This is a genomic window from Bradyrhizobium sp. SZCCHNS2022, from assembly GCF_032377575.1.
GTDB lineage: Bacteria > Pseudomonadota > Alphaproteobacteria > Rhizobiales > Xanthobacteraceae > Bradyrhizobium > Bradyrhizobium aeschynomenes.
The window spans coordinates 2238006-2256107 of record NZ_JAUHHZ010000001.1 but is presented as its reverse complement, the minus strand read 5'-3'; the positions used below and the strand labels follow the sequence as shown (position 1 = coordinate 2256107).

General features: G+C 65.5%; 20 protein-coding genes. 10 read left to right on the top strand and 10 right to left on the bottom strand.

The window, feature by feature from the left end:
- The first annotated feature begins 86 nt into the window (after positions 1–86).
- A complete protein-coding gene (surE, locus tag QXZ94_RS10010; protein ID WP_315720270.1) occupies positions 87–854 on the top strand; it encodes a 5'/3'-nucleotidase SurE in 768 nt (255 codons plus the stop codon).
- A gap of 8 nt (positions 855–862) precedes the next feature.
- On the opposite strand, the gene QXZ94_RS10005 is transcribed toward surE, so the two are convergent.
- Entirely contained in the window at positions 863–1246 is a 384-nt protein-coding gene (locus QXZ94_RS10005; protein WP_172108579.1) for a response regulator, read from the bottom strand.
- Between the two features lie 273 nt (positions 1247–1519).
- Between QXZ94_RS10005 and QXZ94_RS10000 the strand changes: the two genes are divergently transcribed.
- Together QXZ94_RS10000 and QXZ94_RS09995 are read left to right on the top strand one after the other, a co-directional pair.
- Positions 1520–2167: a protein-L-isoaspartate(D-aspartate) O-methyltransferase gene (locus QXZ94_RS10000; RefSeq protein WP_315720269.1), complete on the top strand. Its 648-nt coding sequence runs from the start codon at positions 1520–1522 to the stop codon at positions 2165–2167.
- A 107-nt stretch (positions 2168–2274) separates the two neighbouring features.
- Complete coding sequence (locus tag QXZ94_RS09995) at positions 2275–3714, top strand: peptidoglycan DD-metalloendopeptidase family protein (protein WP_315720268.1); 1440 nt, start codon at positions 2275–2277, stop codon at positions 3712–3714.
- Between the two features lie 164 nt (positions 3715–3878).
- Here QXZ94_RS09995 and QXZ94_RS09990 read toward each other — a convergent pair whose 3' ends face one another.
- Positions 3879–4883 carry an ATP-binding protein gene (locus QXZ94_RS09990; RefSeq protein ID WP_315720267.1) on the bottom strand — a complete coding sequence of 335 codons (1005 nt, stop codon included), beginning with the start codon at positions 4881–4883 and terminating at the stop codon, positions 3879–3881.
- 203 nt (positions 4884–5086) lie between these two features.
- Between QXZ94_RS09990 and yajC the strand changes: the two genes are divergently transcribed.
- The 5 genes from yajC to QXZ94_RS09965 all read left to right on the top strand — a co-directional run bounded on the left by yajC (position 5087) and on the right by QXZ94_RS09965 (position 9436).
- Positions 5087–5455, top strand: a complete 369-nt coding sequence (gene yajC / locus QXZ94_RS09985) for a preprotein translocase subunit YajC (protein ID WP_172108587.1) — start codon at positions 5087–5089, stop codon at positions 5453–5455.
- Positions 5456–5538: 83 nt separating this feature from the next.
- Positions 5539–7140: a protein translocase subunit SecD gene (gene secD, locus QXZ94_RS09980; protein ID WP_315720266.1), complete on the top strand. Its 1602-nt coding sequence runs from the start codon at positions 5539–5541 to the stop codon at positions 7138–7140.
- Positions 7141–7148: 8 nt separating this feature from the next.
- Positions 7149–8156: a protein translocase subunit SecF gene (gene secF, locus QXZ94_RS09975; RefSeq protein ID WP_172133172.1), complete on the top strand. Its 1008-nt coding sequence runs from the start codon at positions 7149–7151 to the stop codon at positions 8154–8156.
- A gap of 42 nt (positions 8157–8198) precedes the next feature.
- Positions 8199–8576, top strand: coding sequence for an Mth938-like domain-containing protein (locus QXZ94_RS09970; protein WP_315720265.1), 378 nt, complete (start codon positions 8199–8201; stop codon positions 8574–8576).
- Positions 8573–9436: a phytoene/squalene synthase family protein gene (locus QXZ94_RS09965; protein WP_315720264.1), complete on the top strand. Its 864-nt coding sequence runs from the start codon at positions 8573–8575 to the stop codon at positions 9434–9436. Before QXZ94_RS09970 ends, QXZ94_RS09965 begins: the two co-directional genes overlap by 4 nt.
- A 14-nt stretch (positions 9437–9450) precedes the next feature.
- Here the strand turns inward: QXZ94_RS09965 and QXZ94_RS09960 are convergent, their stop codons facing one another.
- The 5 genes from QXZ94_RS09960 to QXZ94_RS09940 all read right to left on the bottom strand — a co-directional run bounded on the left by QXZ94_RS09960 (position 9451) and on the right by QXZ94_RS09940 (position 14197).
- Positions 9451–10143, bottom strand: coding sequence for a TauD/TfdA family dioxygenase (locus tag QXZ94_RS09960; RefSeq protein WP_315720263.1), 693 nt, complete (start codon positions 10141–10143; stop codon positions 9451–9453).
- 243 nt (positions 10144–10386) lie between these two features.
- A complete protein-coding gene (locus QXZ94_RS09955; protein ID WP_315720262.1) occupies positions 10387–11277 on the bottom strand; it encodes a TauD/TfdA family dioxygenase in 891 nt (296 codons plus the stop codon).
- 69 nt (positions 11278–11346) lie between these two features.
- Positions 11347–12447 carry an AMP-binding enzyme gene (locus tag QXZ94_RS09950; protein WP_315720261.1) on the bottom strand — a complete coding sequence of 367 codons (1101 nt, stop codon included), beginning with the start codon at positions 12445–12447 and terminating at the stop codon, positions 11347–11349.
- A 7-nt stretch (positions 12448–12454) separates the two neighbouring features.
- On the bottom strand, positions 12455–13888 hold the full coding sequence (trmFO, locus tag QXZ94_RS09945; protein WP_315720260.1) for a methylenetetrahydrofolate--tRNA-(uracil(54)-C(5))-methyltransferase (FADH(2)-oxidizing) TrmFO: 1434 nt from the start codon (positions 13886–13888) through the stop codon (positions 12455–12457).
- A gap of 156 nt (positions 13889–14044) precedes the next feature.
- On the bottom strand, positions 14045–14197 hold the full coding sequence (locus QXZ94_RS09940; RefSeq protein ID WP_172108605.1) for a DUF1127 domain-containing protein: 153 nt from the start codon (positions 14195–14197) through the stop codon (positions 14045–14047).
- Between the two features lie 476 nt (positions 14198–14673).
- Here QXZ94_RS09940 and QXZ94_RS09935 point away from each other — a divergent pair, with 476 nt between their 5' ends.
- Complete coding sequence (locus QXZ94_RS09935; RefSeq protein ID WP_315720259.1) at positions 14674–14940, top strand: hypothetical protein; 267 nt, start codon at positions 14674–14676, stop codon at positions 14938–14940.
- A 72-nt stretch (positions 14941–15012) separates the two neighbouring features.
- Here QXZ94_RS09935 and QXZ94_RS09930 read toward each other — a convergent pair whose 3' ends face one another.
- Positions 15013–15834 (bottom strand): lytic murein transglycosylase, encoded by an 822-nt coding sequence (locus QXZ94_RS09930; RefSeq protein ID WP_315720258.1) that lies wholly within the window; start codon positions 15832–15834, stop codon positions 15013–15015.
- Between the two features lie 198 nt (positions 15835–16032).
- A complete protein-coding gene (locus QXZ94_RS09925) occupies positions 16033–16944 on the bottom strand; it encodes a DUF2189 domain-containing protein (protein ID WP_315720257.1) in 912 nt (303 codons plus the stop codon).
- A 400-nt stretch (positions 16945–17344) separates the two neighbouring features.
- On the opposite strand from QXZ94_RS09925, the gene QXZ94_RS09920 reads away from it, so the two are divergent.
- Positions 17345–17752 (top strand): DUF3597 domain-containing protein, encoded by a 408-nt coding sequence (locus QXZ94_RS09920; protein ID WP_315720256.1) that lies wholly within the window; start codon positions 17345–17347, stop codon positions 17750–17752.
- A 94-nt stretch (positions 17753–17846) separates the two neighbouring features.
- Here QXZ94_RS09920 and QXZ94_RS09915 read toward each other — a convergent pair whose 3' ends face one another.
- Positions 17847–18011, bottom strand: a complete 165-nt coding sequence (locus QXZ94_RS09915; protein WP_315720255.1) for a DUF1127 domain-containing protein — start codon at positions 18009–18011, stop codon at positions 17847–17849.
- Positions 18012–18102 lie beyond the last annotated feature (91 nt).

The following is an 18102-nucleotide window of genomic DNA, read 5'->3' as shown; positions in this document are numbered from 1 at the left end:
GCGCGGGCACCGCGGCGGGTTTGCCTCGATGCTGCGCAGCAGATAAGACACCCTCGCAATCGGCTTGAACGGGATGGAAGGGCGACATGCGGATTCTCTGCACCAATGACGACGGGATCCATGCGCCGGGTCTGAAGGTGGTCGAGGAGATCGCACGCGCTTTGTCCGACGACGTGTGGATCGTCGCGCCCGAACTCGACCAGAGCGGCGTTTCGCATTCGCTTTCGCTCAACGATCCCCTGCGGCTGCGCGAGGTCGGCCCGCGGCACTTCGCGGTGCGCGGTACGCCGACCGACTGCGTCATCATGGGCGCGCGGCACATTCTCGGGGAGAAGCTTCCCGACCTCGTGCTGTCCGGGGTGAACAAGGGCCGCAATGTCGCCGAGGATGTCGTCTATTCCGGCACCATCGCCGGCGCGCTCGAAGGCACCATCCTGGGACTGCCGTCGTTTGCGCTGTCGCAGGAGTTCAGCATCGCCACCCGCGACAAGCCGTCCTGGGACACCGCGCTCGAATTCGGCCCTCAGATCGTGCGCAAGGTGCTCGAGGCCGGCGTGCCGAAGAACACCGTGATCAACGTCAACTTTCCGTCCTGCGCGCCCGATGATGTCCGCGGCATCGTGGTGACCCGCCAGGGCAAGCGCAATCTCGGCTTCCTGAAGGTCGACGAGCGCCGCGATGGCCGCGGCAGTCCCTATTTCTGGATCGGCTTCGACCGCGCTGCGGCGCTCGACGTGCCCGACGAGGGGACGGATCTTGCCGCGCTGGCGGCGCGTTACGTGTCGGTGACGCCGTTGCGGCTGGATCGCACCGATGAGGCGTTCTCCGGCAAGCTCAGCGACATTCTCGGCTGAGTCGTTCGCTAACCCTGCGACTCAGCCCCGCGCAGGGCATGCTCGATCGCCTTGCTGAGCGTCTCGAGCTGAAACGGCTTCTGCAGCGCCGGTCGGTCGCGATACTCTTCCGGAAGGCCGGACGAGCCATAGCCGGTTGCGAAGATGAAGGGGCGATTGCGGGCCTTGATGAGATCGGCCACCGGCGAGATGACCTTGCCGTTGACGTTGACGTCGAGGATGGCAACGTCGAAATAAGTGCTCTCCGCGAGCCGCATCGCCTCGCCGATCTCGCCGGCCTCTGCCGCGACGGTGTAGCCGAGCTCTTCCAGCATGTCGGCGACCATCATTCTGATCATGACCTCGTCTTCAACCAGAAACACAGAGCCGCGTGGCGGCCGCGGTGCAGTCATGATGTCAGTCCTTGCCCATACCCGATGTGACGCTCGCAAATAACGGCTCGTGGCGCAACGTCAACCACGTCGTCAAACCGTGACCTTGCCGAGAGGGCAAGATCGCCCCGAAGGTGAACGAACTCGACCGCCGATGGTTCCCCGCCGGGAGCCCACCGATGGGTCTGCGCAAGAATGAGCTTTGCGGGCGTGATGGCAGGGCGGTCGAATTCACTGCGCAACAGGCGGAGGATGCTCTAAATTGGAGCCAGGCGAACAACCCGAAACGGCGCGATGCCCCCGACCCCTCCGCCCGAAAAGATGATGTTTCAGCTGACCCTGCGCCGTCGCGGGATCAGCGACCAGGCTGTCTTGCGTGCGATGGAAGAGGTGCCGCGGGAGGAGTTCGTCCTACCGGCCGACCGTCCCGACGCCTATCGCGACAGCGCGATGGCGATCGCCTGCGGGCAGACGATCAGCCAGCCCTTCGTCGTTGCCTATATGACCGAGCAGTTGAAGCTGCAAAAGTCTCACCGCGTGCTCGAAATCGGCACCGGATCCGGATACCAGGCCGCGATCCTCTCCCGGCTGACCGCGAGCGTCCTGACTGTCGAACGATTCCGAACCCTGGCGGACAAGGCGCGGGAGCGGCTGGAGAAGCTGAACTGCTTCAATGTCGAGGTGATGCTGGGCGATGGCTACGCCCTGCCGTCGGGGGCTGGCCAGTTCGACCGCATCATCGTCACCGCGGCGATGGACGAGATTCCCCAGGCTCTGCTCGACCGGCTGGAGCCGGACGGTATCCTGATCGCGCCTGTCGGGCCCCAGCATGGCGTCCAGACCCTCGTCAGGGTCACGCGAGACGGCGATCGTTTCGATCGCAAAGAGCTCGTCGACGTCCGATTTGTGCCGGCAATTCCGGGGATTGCGCGCGAACTCTAAAGGAGCGGATCAGCAATCTGCACAACGCTTTATTCGCGGCTTAAGCGCTTATTTACCGCGGCTGTGTTTACTCGAATTCGTTGTTTGTTGCGTACGAGTGAGTAACCATGCCCGCTATCGTCGAGTTGCCTCGCTCGCGCCGCCTGCCGCAGGTTGCGGCGTTGGCGCTGATGTCGTTCGGCGTTGCCGGCTGCAGCGCCGATATGTCGACGCGGCTGTCGCAGACGCAAAATCCTTTTTCCAACCCCTTTGCTTCCGACTCCACCGGCTCGGTTCAGGCGCAGCCGGCCCGGCAGCACCAGCAATACACCCCGGCGCCCGCGCCGGTGCCGACCTATTCGTCTTCGGCGCTGCCGCCACCGGCCGTCGGGGCGCCGCAATCCTATCCGTCCGGCGGCAGCCCGGGAGGCGTCGCGTCCGGCGGTCGCGGCGTCGCGTCCTACGCGCCGCCTGCGTCGGTCCCGGCGCCTCAGGCCTATGCGCCGCCGGCCCATGCCTACGCCCCGCCGGCCCGCCCGCAGCTCGAGACCACCGGCACGGTGCCGCCGCGCTCGGTCGCTGCGGCACGTCCCCCGGCCGGCACGAAGATCATCGTCGGCACCAGCGATACGCTCGATATCCTTGCCCGGCGCTATCGCGTCACGCCGGCTGAGATCCTGGCTGCCAACGGCTACAAGGGGCCGCGTGCGTTGTCGCCGGGACAGCAGCTGATCATCCCGCATCCCGGCACGGTCGCGGCTGCGCCCGCGGTGCAGCCGGTCGCAACGCCGGTTGCTGCGGCTCCGATGGCGCCGCGGCAGATGGCGGTCGCGGCGCCCGCCACGCCGTCTACCGTCCACTTCGTCAATCGCGGCGACACGCTGGCCAGCATCGCGCGCCAGAATCACCTCTCGGCCGCGGAGCTCGCGCGCGCCAACAATCTCGATCAGGCTTCGCCCCTGAAGCTCGGTGCCAGGTTGACCGTCCCTGGCAAGGTCGCAGCGGTTGCTGCGCCCGTGGCTCCGGTCGCAACCGTTCCCCAGGCGGTTGCGACCGTGCCCGCCCCGGTCCCGACCACGCGTGTGGCGACGGCAGCGGGTCCGGTGCAGAGCGCCCGGCTGGCCCAGGCCAATCCGGCGCCCGAGAAAGAGGAGGAGCCGGCGCGCCCGGCCGAGACGACGAGCTCGCTGCCGACGTTCCGCTGGCCGGCGCGCGGCAAGGTGATCACGAGCTATGGCGCCAAGACCAATGGCAAATCCAATGACGGCATCAACATCGCCGTGCCCGAGGGCACCCCGGTGAAGGCCGCCGAGGATGGCGTCGTGGCCTATGCCGGCAATGAATTGAAAGGTTACGGCAACCTGGTTCTGGTGCGGCATTCCAACGGCTATGTCACCGCATATGCCCATGCGAGTGAGCTGATGGTGAAGCGCGGTGATCCGATCAAGCGCGGCCAGGTCATTGCCAAGTCGGGTCAATCGGGAGAAGTCGGATCGCCGCAGCTCCACTTCGAGATCCGCAAGGGTTCGTCCCCGGTTGACCCGCTGCAATTCCTCAATGGGGCATAGGCGAGAGCGCCTGCCGCCGTCCGGTGCTAGGGCTCGCCTTTCGGCGAGCCCTTCTAGTTCGGGCTAGTGTGGGGCGGGGAGATCGCCGCAATCACGGTGGCTGAGGCTGGCTGAGTGCCACGCATCCAGACGTCGTCGCCCGCGAGGGCTGGCGAAGTTCGCCGTTACCTCGCGCTCAGCCGCACGCCGAGCCGGCCGGCGAGGTCCTGTGTGAACTGCCAGGCGACGCGGCCCGAGCGTGAGCCGCGCGTGGTGGCCCATTCCAGCGCCTCGCGCTCCAACTGATCCTCGGCGACCGCGATGTCGAAATGGCTGCAATAGCCCCGGACCATCGCGAGGTACTCGTCCTGGCTGCAGCGGTGGAAACCAAGCCACAGGCCGAAGCGGTCCGATAGCGAGACCTTCTCCTCGACCGCTTCGCCCGGATTGATCGCGGTCGAGCGCTCGTTCTCGATCATGTCGCGGGCAAGCAGGTGGCGGCGATTCGAGGTTGCGTAGAGAATGACGTTCTCGGGCCGGCCCTCGATGCCGCCTTCGAGCACTGCCTTCAGCGACTTGTAGGATGCATCATTGCCGTCGAACGACAGGTCGTCGCAGAACACGATGAAGTGGAACGGGGCCGCCCGCAGGATGTCCATCAGCGCCGGCAGGCTCTCGATGTCCTCGCGGTGGATCTCGATCAGCTTCAGGCGGTCGGCCGGCTTGCGCGCGACGTTGATGCTGGCATGGGCGGCCTTCACCAGCGACGACTTGCCCATGCCGCGCGCGCCCCACAACAGGGCGTTGTTGGCGGGCAGGCCGTTGGCGAAGCGCTCGGTGTTCTCGATCAGGATGTCGCGCATCCGGTCGATACCCTTGAGCAGATCGATCTCGACGCGGCTGACGCGCGGCACGGTCGAGAGCCGGCCGTCCGGATGCCAGACGAAGGCGTCGGCGGCATTCAGGTCGAGCGCAGGTGCGGCACCCGCATGAGTTGCGGCCAGATGCGCCGCGATCGCTTCCAGCGCGCGGGCGATCCGCTCCGGCGTGTCGTCGGCAGCCGCGCCGGCGGGACGTTTTGCCGCGACCTTCGACGGCTCTTTCACCGCGGACCGGGGAGGCTTGGCGACGGGTCTGGCGATCGTTTTGGCGGGGCTGTGGGGCGGGGCTTTGGCTGGTTTTTTCGACATGCTGCAAGTTCCTGATGAGGCAGCCATATCGGGCCTCGGGGGCGGCCGCAAGCGGAGGAAATCAAGGGACCGGGCGCCTTGCTATTGGGACCGCGGCCGTTATATTCCGCGCGAAATTCGCAAGAGGCCGGCCCGCGCCGAGAGCAGCGTGGTTCGCCGGCTATTTCCGTCTCACCGGGCACTGGCCCTCGAGGATCGACCACATGCTGATTACCCCTGCCTATGCCCAGGCCGCCGGCGCTGGCGATACCAACAGCATGCTGATGTCGCTGCTGCCGTTCGCGCTGATCTTCGTGATCATGTACTTCCTGATCCTGCGGCCGCAGCAGAAGAAGGTCAAAGAGCACGCCGATCTCGTCAAGAACGTCCGCCGCGGCGACACGATCGTGACCCAGGGCGGTCTGGTCGGCAAGGTCACCAAGGTCGTCGACGACGACCAGGTCGAGTTCGAGATTGCGGACGGCATCCGCGTGCGCCAGATGCGCCAGATGATCACGGGCGTCCGCACCAAGGGCGAGCCCGCCAAGGCGGATGCGAAGGACGACAAGAAGGACGAAAAGGCCGCGAGCTGATTTCGGCTTGGCCGGCGTCACGCCGGTCCTCCTCTGATGTTCTGATTTCCCGGGCCGCCTTTCGGCCCTTACGGACACCTCTCATGTTGTATTTCACGCGGTGGAAGGCGCTGGGCATCATCCTCACGGCGCTCGTGGTGTGCCTGTGCGCGGTGCCCAACTTTTTCCCCGAAGCGACGGTCAAGACCTGGCCGGCCTGGGCGCAGCGTCACATCGTCCTCGGTCTCGATCTGCAGGGTGGCTCCTATCTGCTGCTCGAAGTCGACTCCAACTACGTCAAGAAGGAGCGGCTCGATTCCGTGCGCGATGACGTGCGCCGGACGCTCCGCGATGCCAAGATCGGCTACACCGGATTGGCAAGCAAGGGTGACGGCGTCGAGGTCCGCATCACCAAGGATGCCGACGTCCCGACCGCGCTGTCCAAGCTGCGCGATCTCTCCCAGCCACTTGGCGGCCTGCTGGGATCGAGCGGCCAGCGCAGCCTCGAAGTCAGCGACGCCGGCGGCAGTGTGATCAGGCTGGTGATCCCGCAGGCTGCCATCACCGAGCGCGTCCGCCAGACGATCGAGCAGTCGATCCAGATCGTCGAGCGCCGCATCAACGAGCTCGGCACCGTCGAGCCGGTGATCCAGCGCCAAGGCACCGACCGCATCCTGGTGCAGGTGCCCGGTCTGCAGGATCCGACCCAGCTGAAGAACCTGCTCGGCCGGACGGCGAAGATGGAATTCCGCATGGTCGACACCACGGTGTCGCCCGAGCAGGCGCTGCAAGGGCGGGTGCCGTCGGATTCCGAAGTGCTGCAGAGTGCCTCGCCGCCGAACCAGCCTTATGTCGTGAAGAAGCAGGTGCTGGTTTCCGGCGGCGATCTGTCCGACGCGCAGACCGGGTTCGACCAGCGCACCAACGAGCCGATCGTCTCGTTCCGCTTCAACTCGGCCGGCGCCCGCAAATTCGCACAGGCGACGACCGAGAATGTCGGCCAGCCATTCGCGATCGTGCTCGACAACAAGGTGATCTCGGCGCCGGTCATCCGCGAGCCGATCACCGGCGGTTCGGGCCAGATCTCCGGCAATTTCACCGTGCAGTCGGCCAACGAGCTGGCGATCCTGCTGCGCGCCGGCGCGCTGCCGGCGCCGCTGACGGTCATCGAGGAGCGCACCGTCGGTCCCGGCCTCGGCGCCGACTCGATCGCCAAGGGAGAGCTCGCGTCTTATGTCGGCTCGATCCTGGTCATCGTGTTCATGCTGGTGACCTACCGGCTGTTCGGCGTATTCGCGAACATTGCCGTGGTGGTCAACGTCGCGATGATCTTCGGCGTGCTGTCGCTGCTCAATGCCACGCTGACGCTGCCCGGCATCGCCGGCATCGTGCTCACCGTCGGCATCGCCGTCGACTCGAACGTGCTGATCTATGAGCGCATCCGCGAGGAGCTGCGCGGCGGCCGCAACGCGATCTCGGCGATCGACGCCGGCTTCAAGCGGGCGCTGGCGACGATTCTCGACTCCAACATCACCACCTTCATCGCTGCCGCCGTGCTGTTCTACATCGGCACCGGTCCCGTGCGCGGCTTTGCCGTGACTCTCGGCATCGGCATCCTCACCACGGTCTTCACCGCCTTCACGCTGACCCGTCTGATCGTCGCGGCGTGGGTGCGGTGGAAGCGGCCGCAAAGCGTGCCAATCTAGGAGCTAAAGTGACACACTGGGTTCTCATCGGGCTTGGCATCCTGATCGCGGTGCTGACGGTGGTCAGCGCGCTCGGCCTGCTGCCGTCGCTGCGCATCGTTCCCGACGACACGCATTTCGATTTCACGCAGTTCCGGCGCATCAGCTTTCCGATCTCCGCAGCGCTGTCGATCCTCGCGATCGTGCTGTTCTTCACCCACGGTCTTAACCTCGGCATCGACTTCCGCGGCGGCAGCTTGCTGGAGGTGCGGTCCAAGTCGGGTCCCGCCGACATCGCGGGCATGCGCGCGACGCTGGCCAAGCTCGAGCTCGGCGAGGTGCAGCTGCAGCAGTTCGGCGGGCCGGAGGGCGTGCTGATCCGCGTGGCCGAGCAGCCCGGCGGCGACGCCGCGCAGCAGGAAGCCGCCAACAAGGTGAAGGCGGCGATCGGCGATTCCGTCGAGTATCGCCGGGTCGAGGTCGTCGGTCCGCGCGTCTCCGGTGAGTTCCTGGCCGTCGGCATGCTCGGCCTGATGCTCGCGATCGTCTCGATCCTGATCTATCTCTGGTTCCGCTTCGAGTGGCAGTTCGCGCTCGGCGCCATGATCGCCAACGTCCACGACATCGTGCTGACGATCGGCTTCATGTCGATCAGCCAGGTCGATTTCGACCTCACCAGCATCGCGGCGCTGCTGACCATCCTCGGCTATTCGCTCAACGACACCGTCGTCATCTACGACCGTATCCGCGAGATGCTCAGGCGCTACAAGAAGATGCCGATGCCGCAGCTGCTCAACGAGTCGATCAATTCGACGCTGTCGCGCTCGATCATCACCCACGTCACCGTCACCCTGGCGCTGCTCGCGCTGCTGCTGTTCGGCGGCCCGGCGATCCACAGCTTCACCGCTGTGATGATGTTCGGCGTCGTGCTGGTCGGCACCTACACCTCGATCTTCATCGCTGCACCGATCCTGATCTATCTCGGCGTTGGGACGATCCGGGGTGACCAGGTCGACGAGCCGAAGAAGAAGCCCTGATCAGCCATTGGACCCGGATCGGGGTTGAGAGGTTGGTCTCGCATGTCAGCTGACACGCCACATTTCCCGCGGTCCGCGCCGATCGACGGCTATGGCAAAGGCGGCTTCGCCTTTGCCGACATGTCGCATCGCGGCTCGCTGCTGTGCCTGCCGGATTCGATCTGGGCCTGGGACGTCACCCAGCCGAGTCAGATCGACCGCCATGCGCTGCAGCGCGTGTTCGATGCAGCGAACAAGATCGACACGCTGATCGTCGGGACCGGGACCGAGGTCTGGATCCCGCCGGCGCCGTTGCGCTCGGCGCTGCGCAACGTGAACGTCGTGCTCGATGCGATGCAGACCGGACCGGCCATCCGCACCTACAACGTCATGATCGGCGAGCGGCGCCGGGTTGCGGCGGCGCTCATTGCCGTCCCATGAGCCAGACCAGCGCTGACAGCGATGCCACGTTCTGTGCCGGCCTGGTACGGGAGCATGATTTCGACCGTTACGCCTCGACCTTGTTCGTCGGGCCGGAGATCCGACGGGCATTGCTGTCGCTCTATGCGTTCAACGTCGAGGTCACCCGGATTCGCGATCTGGTCTCGCAGCCGCTGCCGGGCGAGGTTCGCCAGCAATGGTGGCGCGACACCTTGACGGGCCTCGAGCATGGCGGCGTCGAAGGCAATCCCGTTGCCGCCGAGTTGCTGTTGACCGTGCAACGCTTCGGTCTTCCGATCGAGCGGCTGACGCGTCTGGTCGACGAGCATCAGTTCGATCTCTACAACGATCCCATGCCGACCATGGCCGCGCTCGACGGCCATCTCGGCGATACGCGCGGGGCGCTGTTCGCGCTCGCCGCGCAAATCACCGCGCCCCCCTTCGCCGGCGCGGATCATCTGGCTCATCACGCGGGAATCGCACTCGGAATCATGCAGGTGATTGCATCGCTGCCGCGGGATGCCGCTCACCGGCAGCTCTATGTGCCGCTTGATCTCCTTTCCCAGCATGGTGTCGGCCAGGAAGAGATCTTCGCCGGCAAGCCGACGCCAGCGATCCGGGCCCTGCTGGCCGATCTGCGCGGGCAGGCCCGGCAGCATCTGGATCACACGATGGAGCTGGCGCGGGAGGCTCCGCCCGCCGTGCGGCCGGTTCTGTTGCCGCTGGCGTTGGTTCGTCGCGACCTGACGCGGGCTGAGCGCCGCAACGACGATCCGTTCCAGCCGCAGCCCCGCTCACGCCTCGCGACGCTGTGGACGCTGTGGCGCGCAGCGAGGACCGCAAGCTACCGCGGACGTTGACGCCTTTCGCGGGCTCACGCCGTCGGCATCGCATTCCAGAGCGGCGGGCTATGCAGCAGGCGCGGCATGTCGGGCGCCTCGTGGCGGTGGATCGTGCAGCGGGTATCCCAGACGACGAGATCACCGGGCCGACAGGTGTGGGCCCAGCTGAACTCGGGCCGCTCGGCAAGCTGCCAGAGATCATCGAGCAGGGCATCGGACTCGCACCCGGCGAGCCCGACGACGGAGGAATGCCGGCGCTGTCCGAGCGCCAGCATCGAGCGGCCCGTATCGGCATGAATGCCGACCAGCGGATGCACCGGACCTGCGGTGGTGGTGCGGCGCCCATCGTCGGAGGTGTCGGTGGTGAGATGGCGAATCTTCAGATGAGCGACCCGGCTGCGCAACGCGGGCGAGAGCGCGTCATAGGCGGCGTAGAGGCTGCAGAACGACAGCCGGTCGCCGAACGTGGTGCCGGGGGATGTGTAGATCAGATCGGCGTGGCCGAAGCGCCGGCTGAAGGCGGAGATGTCGCGCTCGCCGAGGCGCTGGCCGCGCACCAGCAGCACCTGGTGCTTGAGCAGCGCGCGCATGAACGAAGCGAACGCCCAGTCGTCGAAAGATCTGAGATCGACGTTGCAGACTTCGGCGCCGAGCGCCTTTCCCGTCGGGAGGACCTGGACGAGGCTGCTTTCAGCGCTTCGAGCAACGTTGCTTCTGAGACTCACGTGCGTCATCTCCCAAGTTTCACCAGCGCCTGGGAATCAACCATCGTAATTTGTCGGGGGTGTTTCGGCTCGGAGGCAATTCGCGGAAGGATCGCGGCACGATCTGCCGATTGTCGGCACACTCTGCCGCTCTGAGTCAGAAATTGGACGCTTCAAGGCGGCGCGCGAGGAAATATCAAGCAACCTGCAACTCATTCGCAGGCATCATGACGCTTCGGCGGGCGCGTCGGCCGCGCGAGCGAATCAGCGCGGCCGCTGCGTTCCCTTGATTTGGGTCCGATGCATGATTCGCCGCGCATGATCATCGAACGGATCGCGCCGATGCATCGTCGAGCGATTGTCCCAGATGACGAGATCGCCGACCTTCCACACATGTTCCCAAGCGAAGTCCGGGCGCGCGACGTAGGTCCACAATTCGTCGAGCAGCGTCTCCGACTCGGCAAGCTCGAGGCCGATCAGATACGCGTTGCGACGGCGTCCGAGATACAGCATCTGTCGACCGGACTCGGGATGCGTGCAGACCAGGGGATGAATGGCGCCGGGCGAGGTCCGCGGATCATCCGTCGGCGTGACACCCTGACGGACGAAGCCGCCGCTATTGTAGGTGCCGTCATGCTTGATCTCGAGATCCGCGATACGGCGCTTCAGATCGGATGGAAGCGCGTCATAGACGGCGTACATGCTGCAGAACGAGGTGTTGCCGCCCACGGGCGGAATCTCCAGCGCATAGAGTGCACTCGCGATCGGTGGCGTGTCGAGATACGACATGTCGGTGTGCCACACCGCTTCGCCCGCGCCCAGGCTGCCGATGGCCTCGCCATTCACCTTCACATTCGAGACGATGTAGATCTCGGGCAGTCCGTCGACGAAGCGGCGTCCATTCTCCTGGACAGGCGCCCAGTCGAGATCGCCGAAGCGACGGCTGAAGGCGATCAGATCCTGGTCGGAAAGATCTTGGCCGCGCACCAGCAGCACGGAATGTAGGTGGAAGGCGCGGAGCAGGGCGCTGAACCCCGCGTCGTCCAGATGTTTGAGGTCGACGTGCCGGACCTCGGCACCGAGCTGGCTGCCCGTCGGAACGATCTCCATGCGGGATGACTGGAAGGCCGTGTCCGCGCGGGTCTCGACGTTCATGGTCCAATCCTCCCCAACGACATCGCAGCTTTGCAGGATACAGCCGGCGGCCTGCGAAGTCTCGTCCGCTCAGGCCGAGGGCAGCTTCAAGTCCGCCTCGAAATTGAACCGGTCGCGCAGGTTCTTTCGCGAGTCGAGGATGTCCTTCAGGAACGCGCGATCGCTGTCGCTGGTGAGCATCGGCTCGATCAGGTCGATCTGGTTCATCGCCACGAGTTGCAGCAGCTCGGTGCGGGGCCGGCCGCTGGCGTCGCGCGGCAGAGCGTGGACGACCTGGATGTGCTCCGGCGGCTTTGGGCCCCTGGCGGCCGCGAGCTCGTCCTGCAACTGAGTTTCAAGCGCAGGCTGCTCGGCCTCGACGAAGGCATAGAGGCCGACACCGGTGCGGCGATCGGCGAAGGCGACGATCGCTGCGTCGCGCACGCCGGGATTCCTGCGAATCAGATCCATCAGCACCGGCGCGTCGTTCACCAGCCGCCGGCCACCACCTTCGCGGTCGGTGAAGTTGAAGATGCCGCGAGTGATTGCGCGGTAGACCTTCTTGCCCGTCATCAGCCAGATGCGTGCGAACAGCGATTTCCGCGCCAGGATCTTGCGCTCTTTCGGCGTCAGCGCGTCGGGCGCGTAGGTGCGCTTGTGCTTGAGCAGGTGGCGCAGATCCTCATAGGCCGCGATCCGGAACAGCCGGCTGCGATGCGAGAAGCATGCGGCGAGCTGGAAGTCCGTCACGTAGCAACGGCCGTCATGGCCGACCAGCCAGTTCTGCTCTTTGGCAAGGTCGTTGTGCGTGATCCCGGCGCGATGCAGCCGGCGCATCATCTGCTTGGCCGAGCGGAAATAGGCGACGTTGCCGTGCGGCTTGGCCAGGTGCAGCGCCACGCCATTGATGAAGCCGCGCACCAGCGCGCGATCTCCCGCCCACAACAGATCGGGCCCGGCGCTGAGCCTCTTGGCGAGTGCAAGCGCCTTGCGCTCACGCGCGAACAGATGACGCGCCAGCACGAACGACCACCACGGCACCTCGTCGAGCCGGCGGAGCACCGCATCGACATCGCCGGCCTCGGTCTTGAAGCGGCCACGCTCCACGGTCGAGAACACATCGCGCTTGAGCAGCACGCCTTCGCTCCAGCGCGCCGCCAGCAAGGCAGAGTCGGTCTTCGGCAAGCTCATCGGACTCTCACGCAGCGGCCGCGACGCGCAGATGCTCGGCGATCCAGCGATCGAGATCCGCGAGCGCCCGGGCGCTCATCGCCTGCTTCTTTGCGACCGTCTTCTCGTTGCCCTTGAGCCGTGTTCCATCCGGCTTTCGCGTCGGGGCGGTCGCCAACGGCGGGAACAGGCCGAAATTGATGTTCATCGGCTGGAACGAGCGGGTCGGACCGTCGATCGTCTCGATATGGCCGCCGGTGATGTGCCCGAGCAGCGCGCCGAGCGCAGTGGTCGGGGGTGGCGGCAGGAGAGTCGCGCCGCGCACTTCGGCAGCGGCGTATAGCCCTGCGATCAACCCGATGCTCGCCGACTCGACATAGCCTTCGCAGCCGGTCATCTGGCCGGCAAAGCGCAGCCTCGGCTGCACGCGCAGGCGCAACTGCTGGTCGAGCAGCTTCGGCGAGTTCAGAAACGTATTGCGGTGCAGGCCGCCGAGGCGGGCGAACTCCGCGTTTTCGAGGCCGGGAATGGTGCGGAAGATCTGCTGCTGCGGCCCGTATTTCAGCTTCGTCTGGAAGCCGACCATGTTGTAGAGCGTGCCGAGCTTGTTGTCCTGGCGCAGCTGCACGATCGCGTACGGCTTGACCGTCGGGTCGTGCGGATTGGTCAACCCGACCGGCTTCATCGGGCCATGCCGCAGCGTCTCGTGGCCGCGCTCCGCCATGACCTCGATCGGCAGGCAGCCGTCGAAATAGGGCGTGTTGGTCTCCCACTCCTTGAAGTCGGTCTTTTCACCTGCGAGCAACGCGGCGACGAAGGCATCGTACTGCTCCCTCGTCATCGGGCAGTTGATGTAATCGGCACCGGTGCCGCCCGGACCAACCTTGTCGTAGCGCGACTGGAACCAGGCCTTCGACATGTCGATCGTGTCCTTGTGGACGATCGGCGCAATGGCATCGAAGAAGGCGAGCGCCGTCTCGTCGGTGAGGTCACGGATCGCTTCGGCCAGCGGTTGCGCGGTGAGGGGACCGGTCGCGATGATGACCCGGCTCCAATCGGCGGGCGGAACGCCGGAGATCTCGCCGCGGCGCAGCGCGATGCGGGGATGCCCTTCCAGAGCCGCAGCGACGGCCGCCGAGAAGCCATCACGGTCGACCGCCAGCGCACCACCGGCCGGGACCTGGTTGGCGTCGGCGGCGCGCATGATCAGCGAGCCGAGCCGGCGCATCTCCGCATGCAGCAGGCCGACGGCGTTGTTGGCGGCATCGTCGGAGCGGAACGAGTTGGAGCAGACGAGCTCCGCCGGCGTGGCGGTCCGATGTGCCTCGGTCATGCGGTCGGGCCGCATCTCGTGCAGCACCACGTCGACCCCGGCCTCAGCAAGCTGCCAGGCGGCTTCGGAGCCGGCGAGGCCGGCGCCGACAACGTGGACGGTATTGGAAGGTGATTTGGTGCCTGTCATGCGCGGGACAGGTAGCGCTTTTCCTCACCGCTGCAAATGCGCCAGTGCGGTTCAGTGCGAGAAACCGGGCGCGTGTGTTGCGTGTGGGAAGCCCTGGAAACGGCAACGCCCGCAGCGAGGCGGGCGATGTCCGGTCGATATCGGAAGAAGGCTTGATCAGCCGTTGTATTGGCCAGCGGCAACGCGCGGAATGTCCGAACGATCGAGACCGATGTCGGCGAGTTCGCGATCGCTGAGCTGCGACAGCTCGGCAACGTTGCGCTGATACTCACGGAACGCCTGGACCATGCGGATGAGCGAGAGCAACATGAAAATTCTCCTTTAGTTCGCGATTCAGTTCTTCGTGTGAACCTCATCGTTAAAATGAACATAGAAGAGATTGTTGCGATGCGGAAGCGTTGATGTTGCGATGCAGCTAAACCGTCGGCGCATAGCTTGGGTAACGCTTGAGTAAGAATCGGGCAGGGGCGCTCAGCGGGTAAGCGTCGGTCGAAAACCGCCGTAATCATGCGGTTTTTCAATCGTTCGTTCGAGTCGCTCAATTGATCGACCGGCCCTGCGACTGCGAAGCCATCAAGTGTCGATCGTCCCACGGGCCTCGTCGGAGTGCATGGGTCCTGGGTTATGAATTTATATTCATTATTTGATGCCGCGACTCCAGGCCGATGGGCGCCATCACGTGCCGCTCGCAAGGATTTCATTTCGTTGGAATGTCCGGGAGGTGCGACAAAGTGTCGCGGTGGAGGGCAATGATGCCGACGCCATCGCACCAGCGAGGAAAAACAATGAACAGCAAACTGTTGGGGGCCGCGCTCGCCGTCGCGGCGATGACAATCTTCGGGCCGGCCCAGGCGGCGAGGATGCACGGCGCCGGCTGCAGCGGGGCCAACTTGGAAAAGACGGAGACCGCGATCGAGGCGATGGCCGATGGCGATGCCAGATACACCGCGCAGCGGGAGATCGCGGCGGCCCAGGATGCGCTGCTGAGCGGCAAGATGGGCGCCTGCAGCGTTCATCTGACCAAGGCGATGCAGGCCGGGATGATCAAGTAGCGCGTCGTTCGTTCGCATCGTCGAACCCACGGCCGGTCGCCTCACCGCGATCGGCCTTTTCTATGGCGCAGGCTACGGCGCCCGCGCCAGCTGGGTCGCAAACGTTGCGATCGTCCGCGCATAGACCTCGCTCTTGTTCCACTGCTGAATGATCGCGAAATTCGGGCTGCCGGGTTCCCAATCCTTGCCCTTCTGCCAGCCATAGCCCTTCAGATAGTTCGCGGTGGAGGCGAGCACGTCGGGCACGTTGCGGATCAGGTCACGGCGGCCGTTGCCGTCGAAATCGACCGCGTATTTCATCCAGGACGACGGCATGAATTGCGTCTGCCCGATCTCGCCGGCCCAGGCGCCGCGCATCTCGGCAGGCTGGAGATCGCCGCGGTCGACGATGCGCAGGGCGTCCATCAACTCGCCGCGGAACTGCTCGGCCCGCCGGCAATCATGAGCCAAGGTCGCCAGCGCCCGGATGGTCGGAAACTTGCCGACATTGACGCCGAAATCGGTCTCCAGCCCCCAGATCGCGACCAGCACCTCGCCCGGCACCCCGTAGCTCTGCTCGATCCGCGACAGCACCGAGCCGTATTGCTTGAGCATGTTGGAGCCGCGGGTCAGGCGCGGCGGCACCATGCGCCCGGAGAACTCCTCGAAGGTCTGGCTGAACACTTTCTGACCGCGGTCGCGATTGAGCACGCTCGGGTCGGGGGTGACGCCCGTCAGCGCGGCGTTGATCGCATTCTGCGAGATGCCCTTCGCCGCCGCCTCGGTCTTGAGTTCGGCAAGCCACGCATCGAAATTTCCGGTCCCGCAGGGAACGGCCGCCCTGGCCGGTGAGGTGAGGGCCAATAGGACAGCGAGACAGGCAAAGGCTGGGGCAGTGAGAACGCGAGCAATCATCGAAACACCTGAACGGCAATGGACTCAAAATAGGACGTGGGGACGTGCTCCATGTCGGGCGCAACCGCGGCAGCAACAAGGCCTGCCGATCACATTGATGTCGGTTTTCGTGACTGCGCCGCTATCGTCCATTACCGCCGGCCTGCAAGACGCCGCCGGCCCGTGGGCCGGCGGCAATGACAACTAATCGGTGCGCCCTCACATCGAGTCACGCGAGCGCCATGGGAAGAGGTTCGCGGGAAAATCCGCCGCCGGCTTCGACCCGCGCGGAGCCGGCCGCATGATCGGCGCGGCGTCGGGGTGGATCGCGATCGCCTCGCGATAGAGATGCCAGGTGGCGTGGCCGAGCACCGGGATCACCACCGCGAGGCCCAGGAAGAACGGGATCGTGCCGGCCACCAGCAGCACCGCGACGATCAGGCCCCAGGTGGCGACCGGGATCGGGTTCTGTGCCGCTACGCGCAGCGAGGTCACCACTGCCTCGAGTGCGCCGGCATGACGGTCGAGCATCAGGGGGAACGAGACGATGCTGAGGCACAGCGCCAGCAGTGCAAACAGGAAGCCGGCACCGCAGCCGACCGCGATCAGCCACCATCCTTGCGGCGTGGTGAACACGCGCTGAAGGAACTCGCTCGCACTGGCCGCGCCGCCATAGCCGAACACCGCGACATAGATCGCCTGCGCCGTCGCCACCCAGGTGACGAACAGTGCGAGCAGCAATGTGCCGAGTCCCAGCATCGCACCGAACGAGGGCGAGCGCAGCACGTCGAACGCATCCCATGCGCTGGCTTCCTCGCCGCGATCGCGGCGGCTGCTGAGCTCATAGAGTCCGAGCGCCGCGAATGGGCCGAGCAGGGCGAAACCGGCCGCCAGCGGGAACAGCAACGGCAGCACCGCATAGCCGAATACGGCGCGCGCCAGCACCAGACCGAGCACGGGATAGATCGCGCACAGCATCACGGCATGGCTGGGAACAGCCTTGAAATCATCCCAGCCGAGCCGCAGCGCGCGCGTCAGGCTCGAAAAGTCGATCGTGCGGATCGTGATCTCCGCTGCGACTTCGTCGGCGGGCCGCAGATGTGCCGCGGCATTGCTGTGATAGGTGGCCATCGTCGTTCGCTCCCTCATCTCGTGTGGGGCGCTTCCCAACCACGCAGGCCGGGCTGCGCTCGTCGTTGGACGGTTTCGCGGATGGCCAGACGCGACGAACCTCAGGGCGGCCATTCGCGAACGGAAGCGAAGAGCATAATGGTGATCGCGGCAGCGCCTACTCACGCCTCGGTGAGTGTTGTGAATGTCGCGGTGCATTAGAGCCACGTTCGCCATCCATGAAGCTGAGCATTCCCCGGACAAAGTCATTCCGCCGTCATTCCGCCTTCGGTAAGCTTCACAATCGTCGCCGTGTTCGCTTGGCAGGCGACCGGGGGCGAAGAGGCTGTGACGGGCAGCTCCGCAACGGAACACCGCCGGCCGAGTTCTTCATTCGATCACTATCCATTGGGAGCCATTGATGAGCGTTTTCGGAAAGATCATGGGCGCGATTTTCGGTCATCATGCCGAGGCCGCGCCGGCCGGTGGCAGTGCGCCTGCCACGGGCGGCAGCGCGCCAGCGGGCGGCACCGCAGCGGCTCCGACGGCGGCCCCTGCTGCTGCGCCGCAAAACGTCGACGTGGCTGCAATCGTCGACAAGGCCGCGGCGGCCAAGCATGAGAAGCTGGAGTGGCGCACCTCGATCGTCGACCTGATGAAGGCGCTCGACATCGATTCGAGCCTGGCCGCGCGCAAGGAGCTCGCCAAGGAGCTCGGCTACAGCGGCGACACCAACGACTCCGCCAGCATGAACGTCTGGCTGCACAAGCAGGTCATGAGCAAGCTCGCGGCCAATGGCGGCAAGCTGCCGCCGGAGATCAAGCACTGAGCGTGTGCCGCTCTCGTTCAAGAAGCGAAAGGCCCGCCATCGTGCGGGCCTTCGTCGTCTCTGATCGCGTGTTGGATGGCGATGCCTGAACGCCTCAGGCGCGCACGAGCGCGGCGCGCTCCCACGCCTGCGCATACATCTGGTCGCGGTTGACCCCGATGTCGCGCAGCGTGCGATCGTCGAGTCGTTCGAGGCAGGCGAGCTGGGCGCGGTAGTGAACGTAGCGCTTGAGAACGTCGAAAATGGCGGTGATGAACATGAGCCTCTCCCCATTGGTCTGGTTGTCTGTTCGGCGGGGGATTGCTGATCCATCCGGGTAGCCATTGCGTTAATGTGGGTGCTGAGCTCGC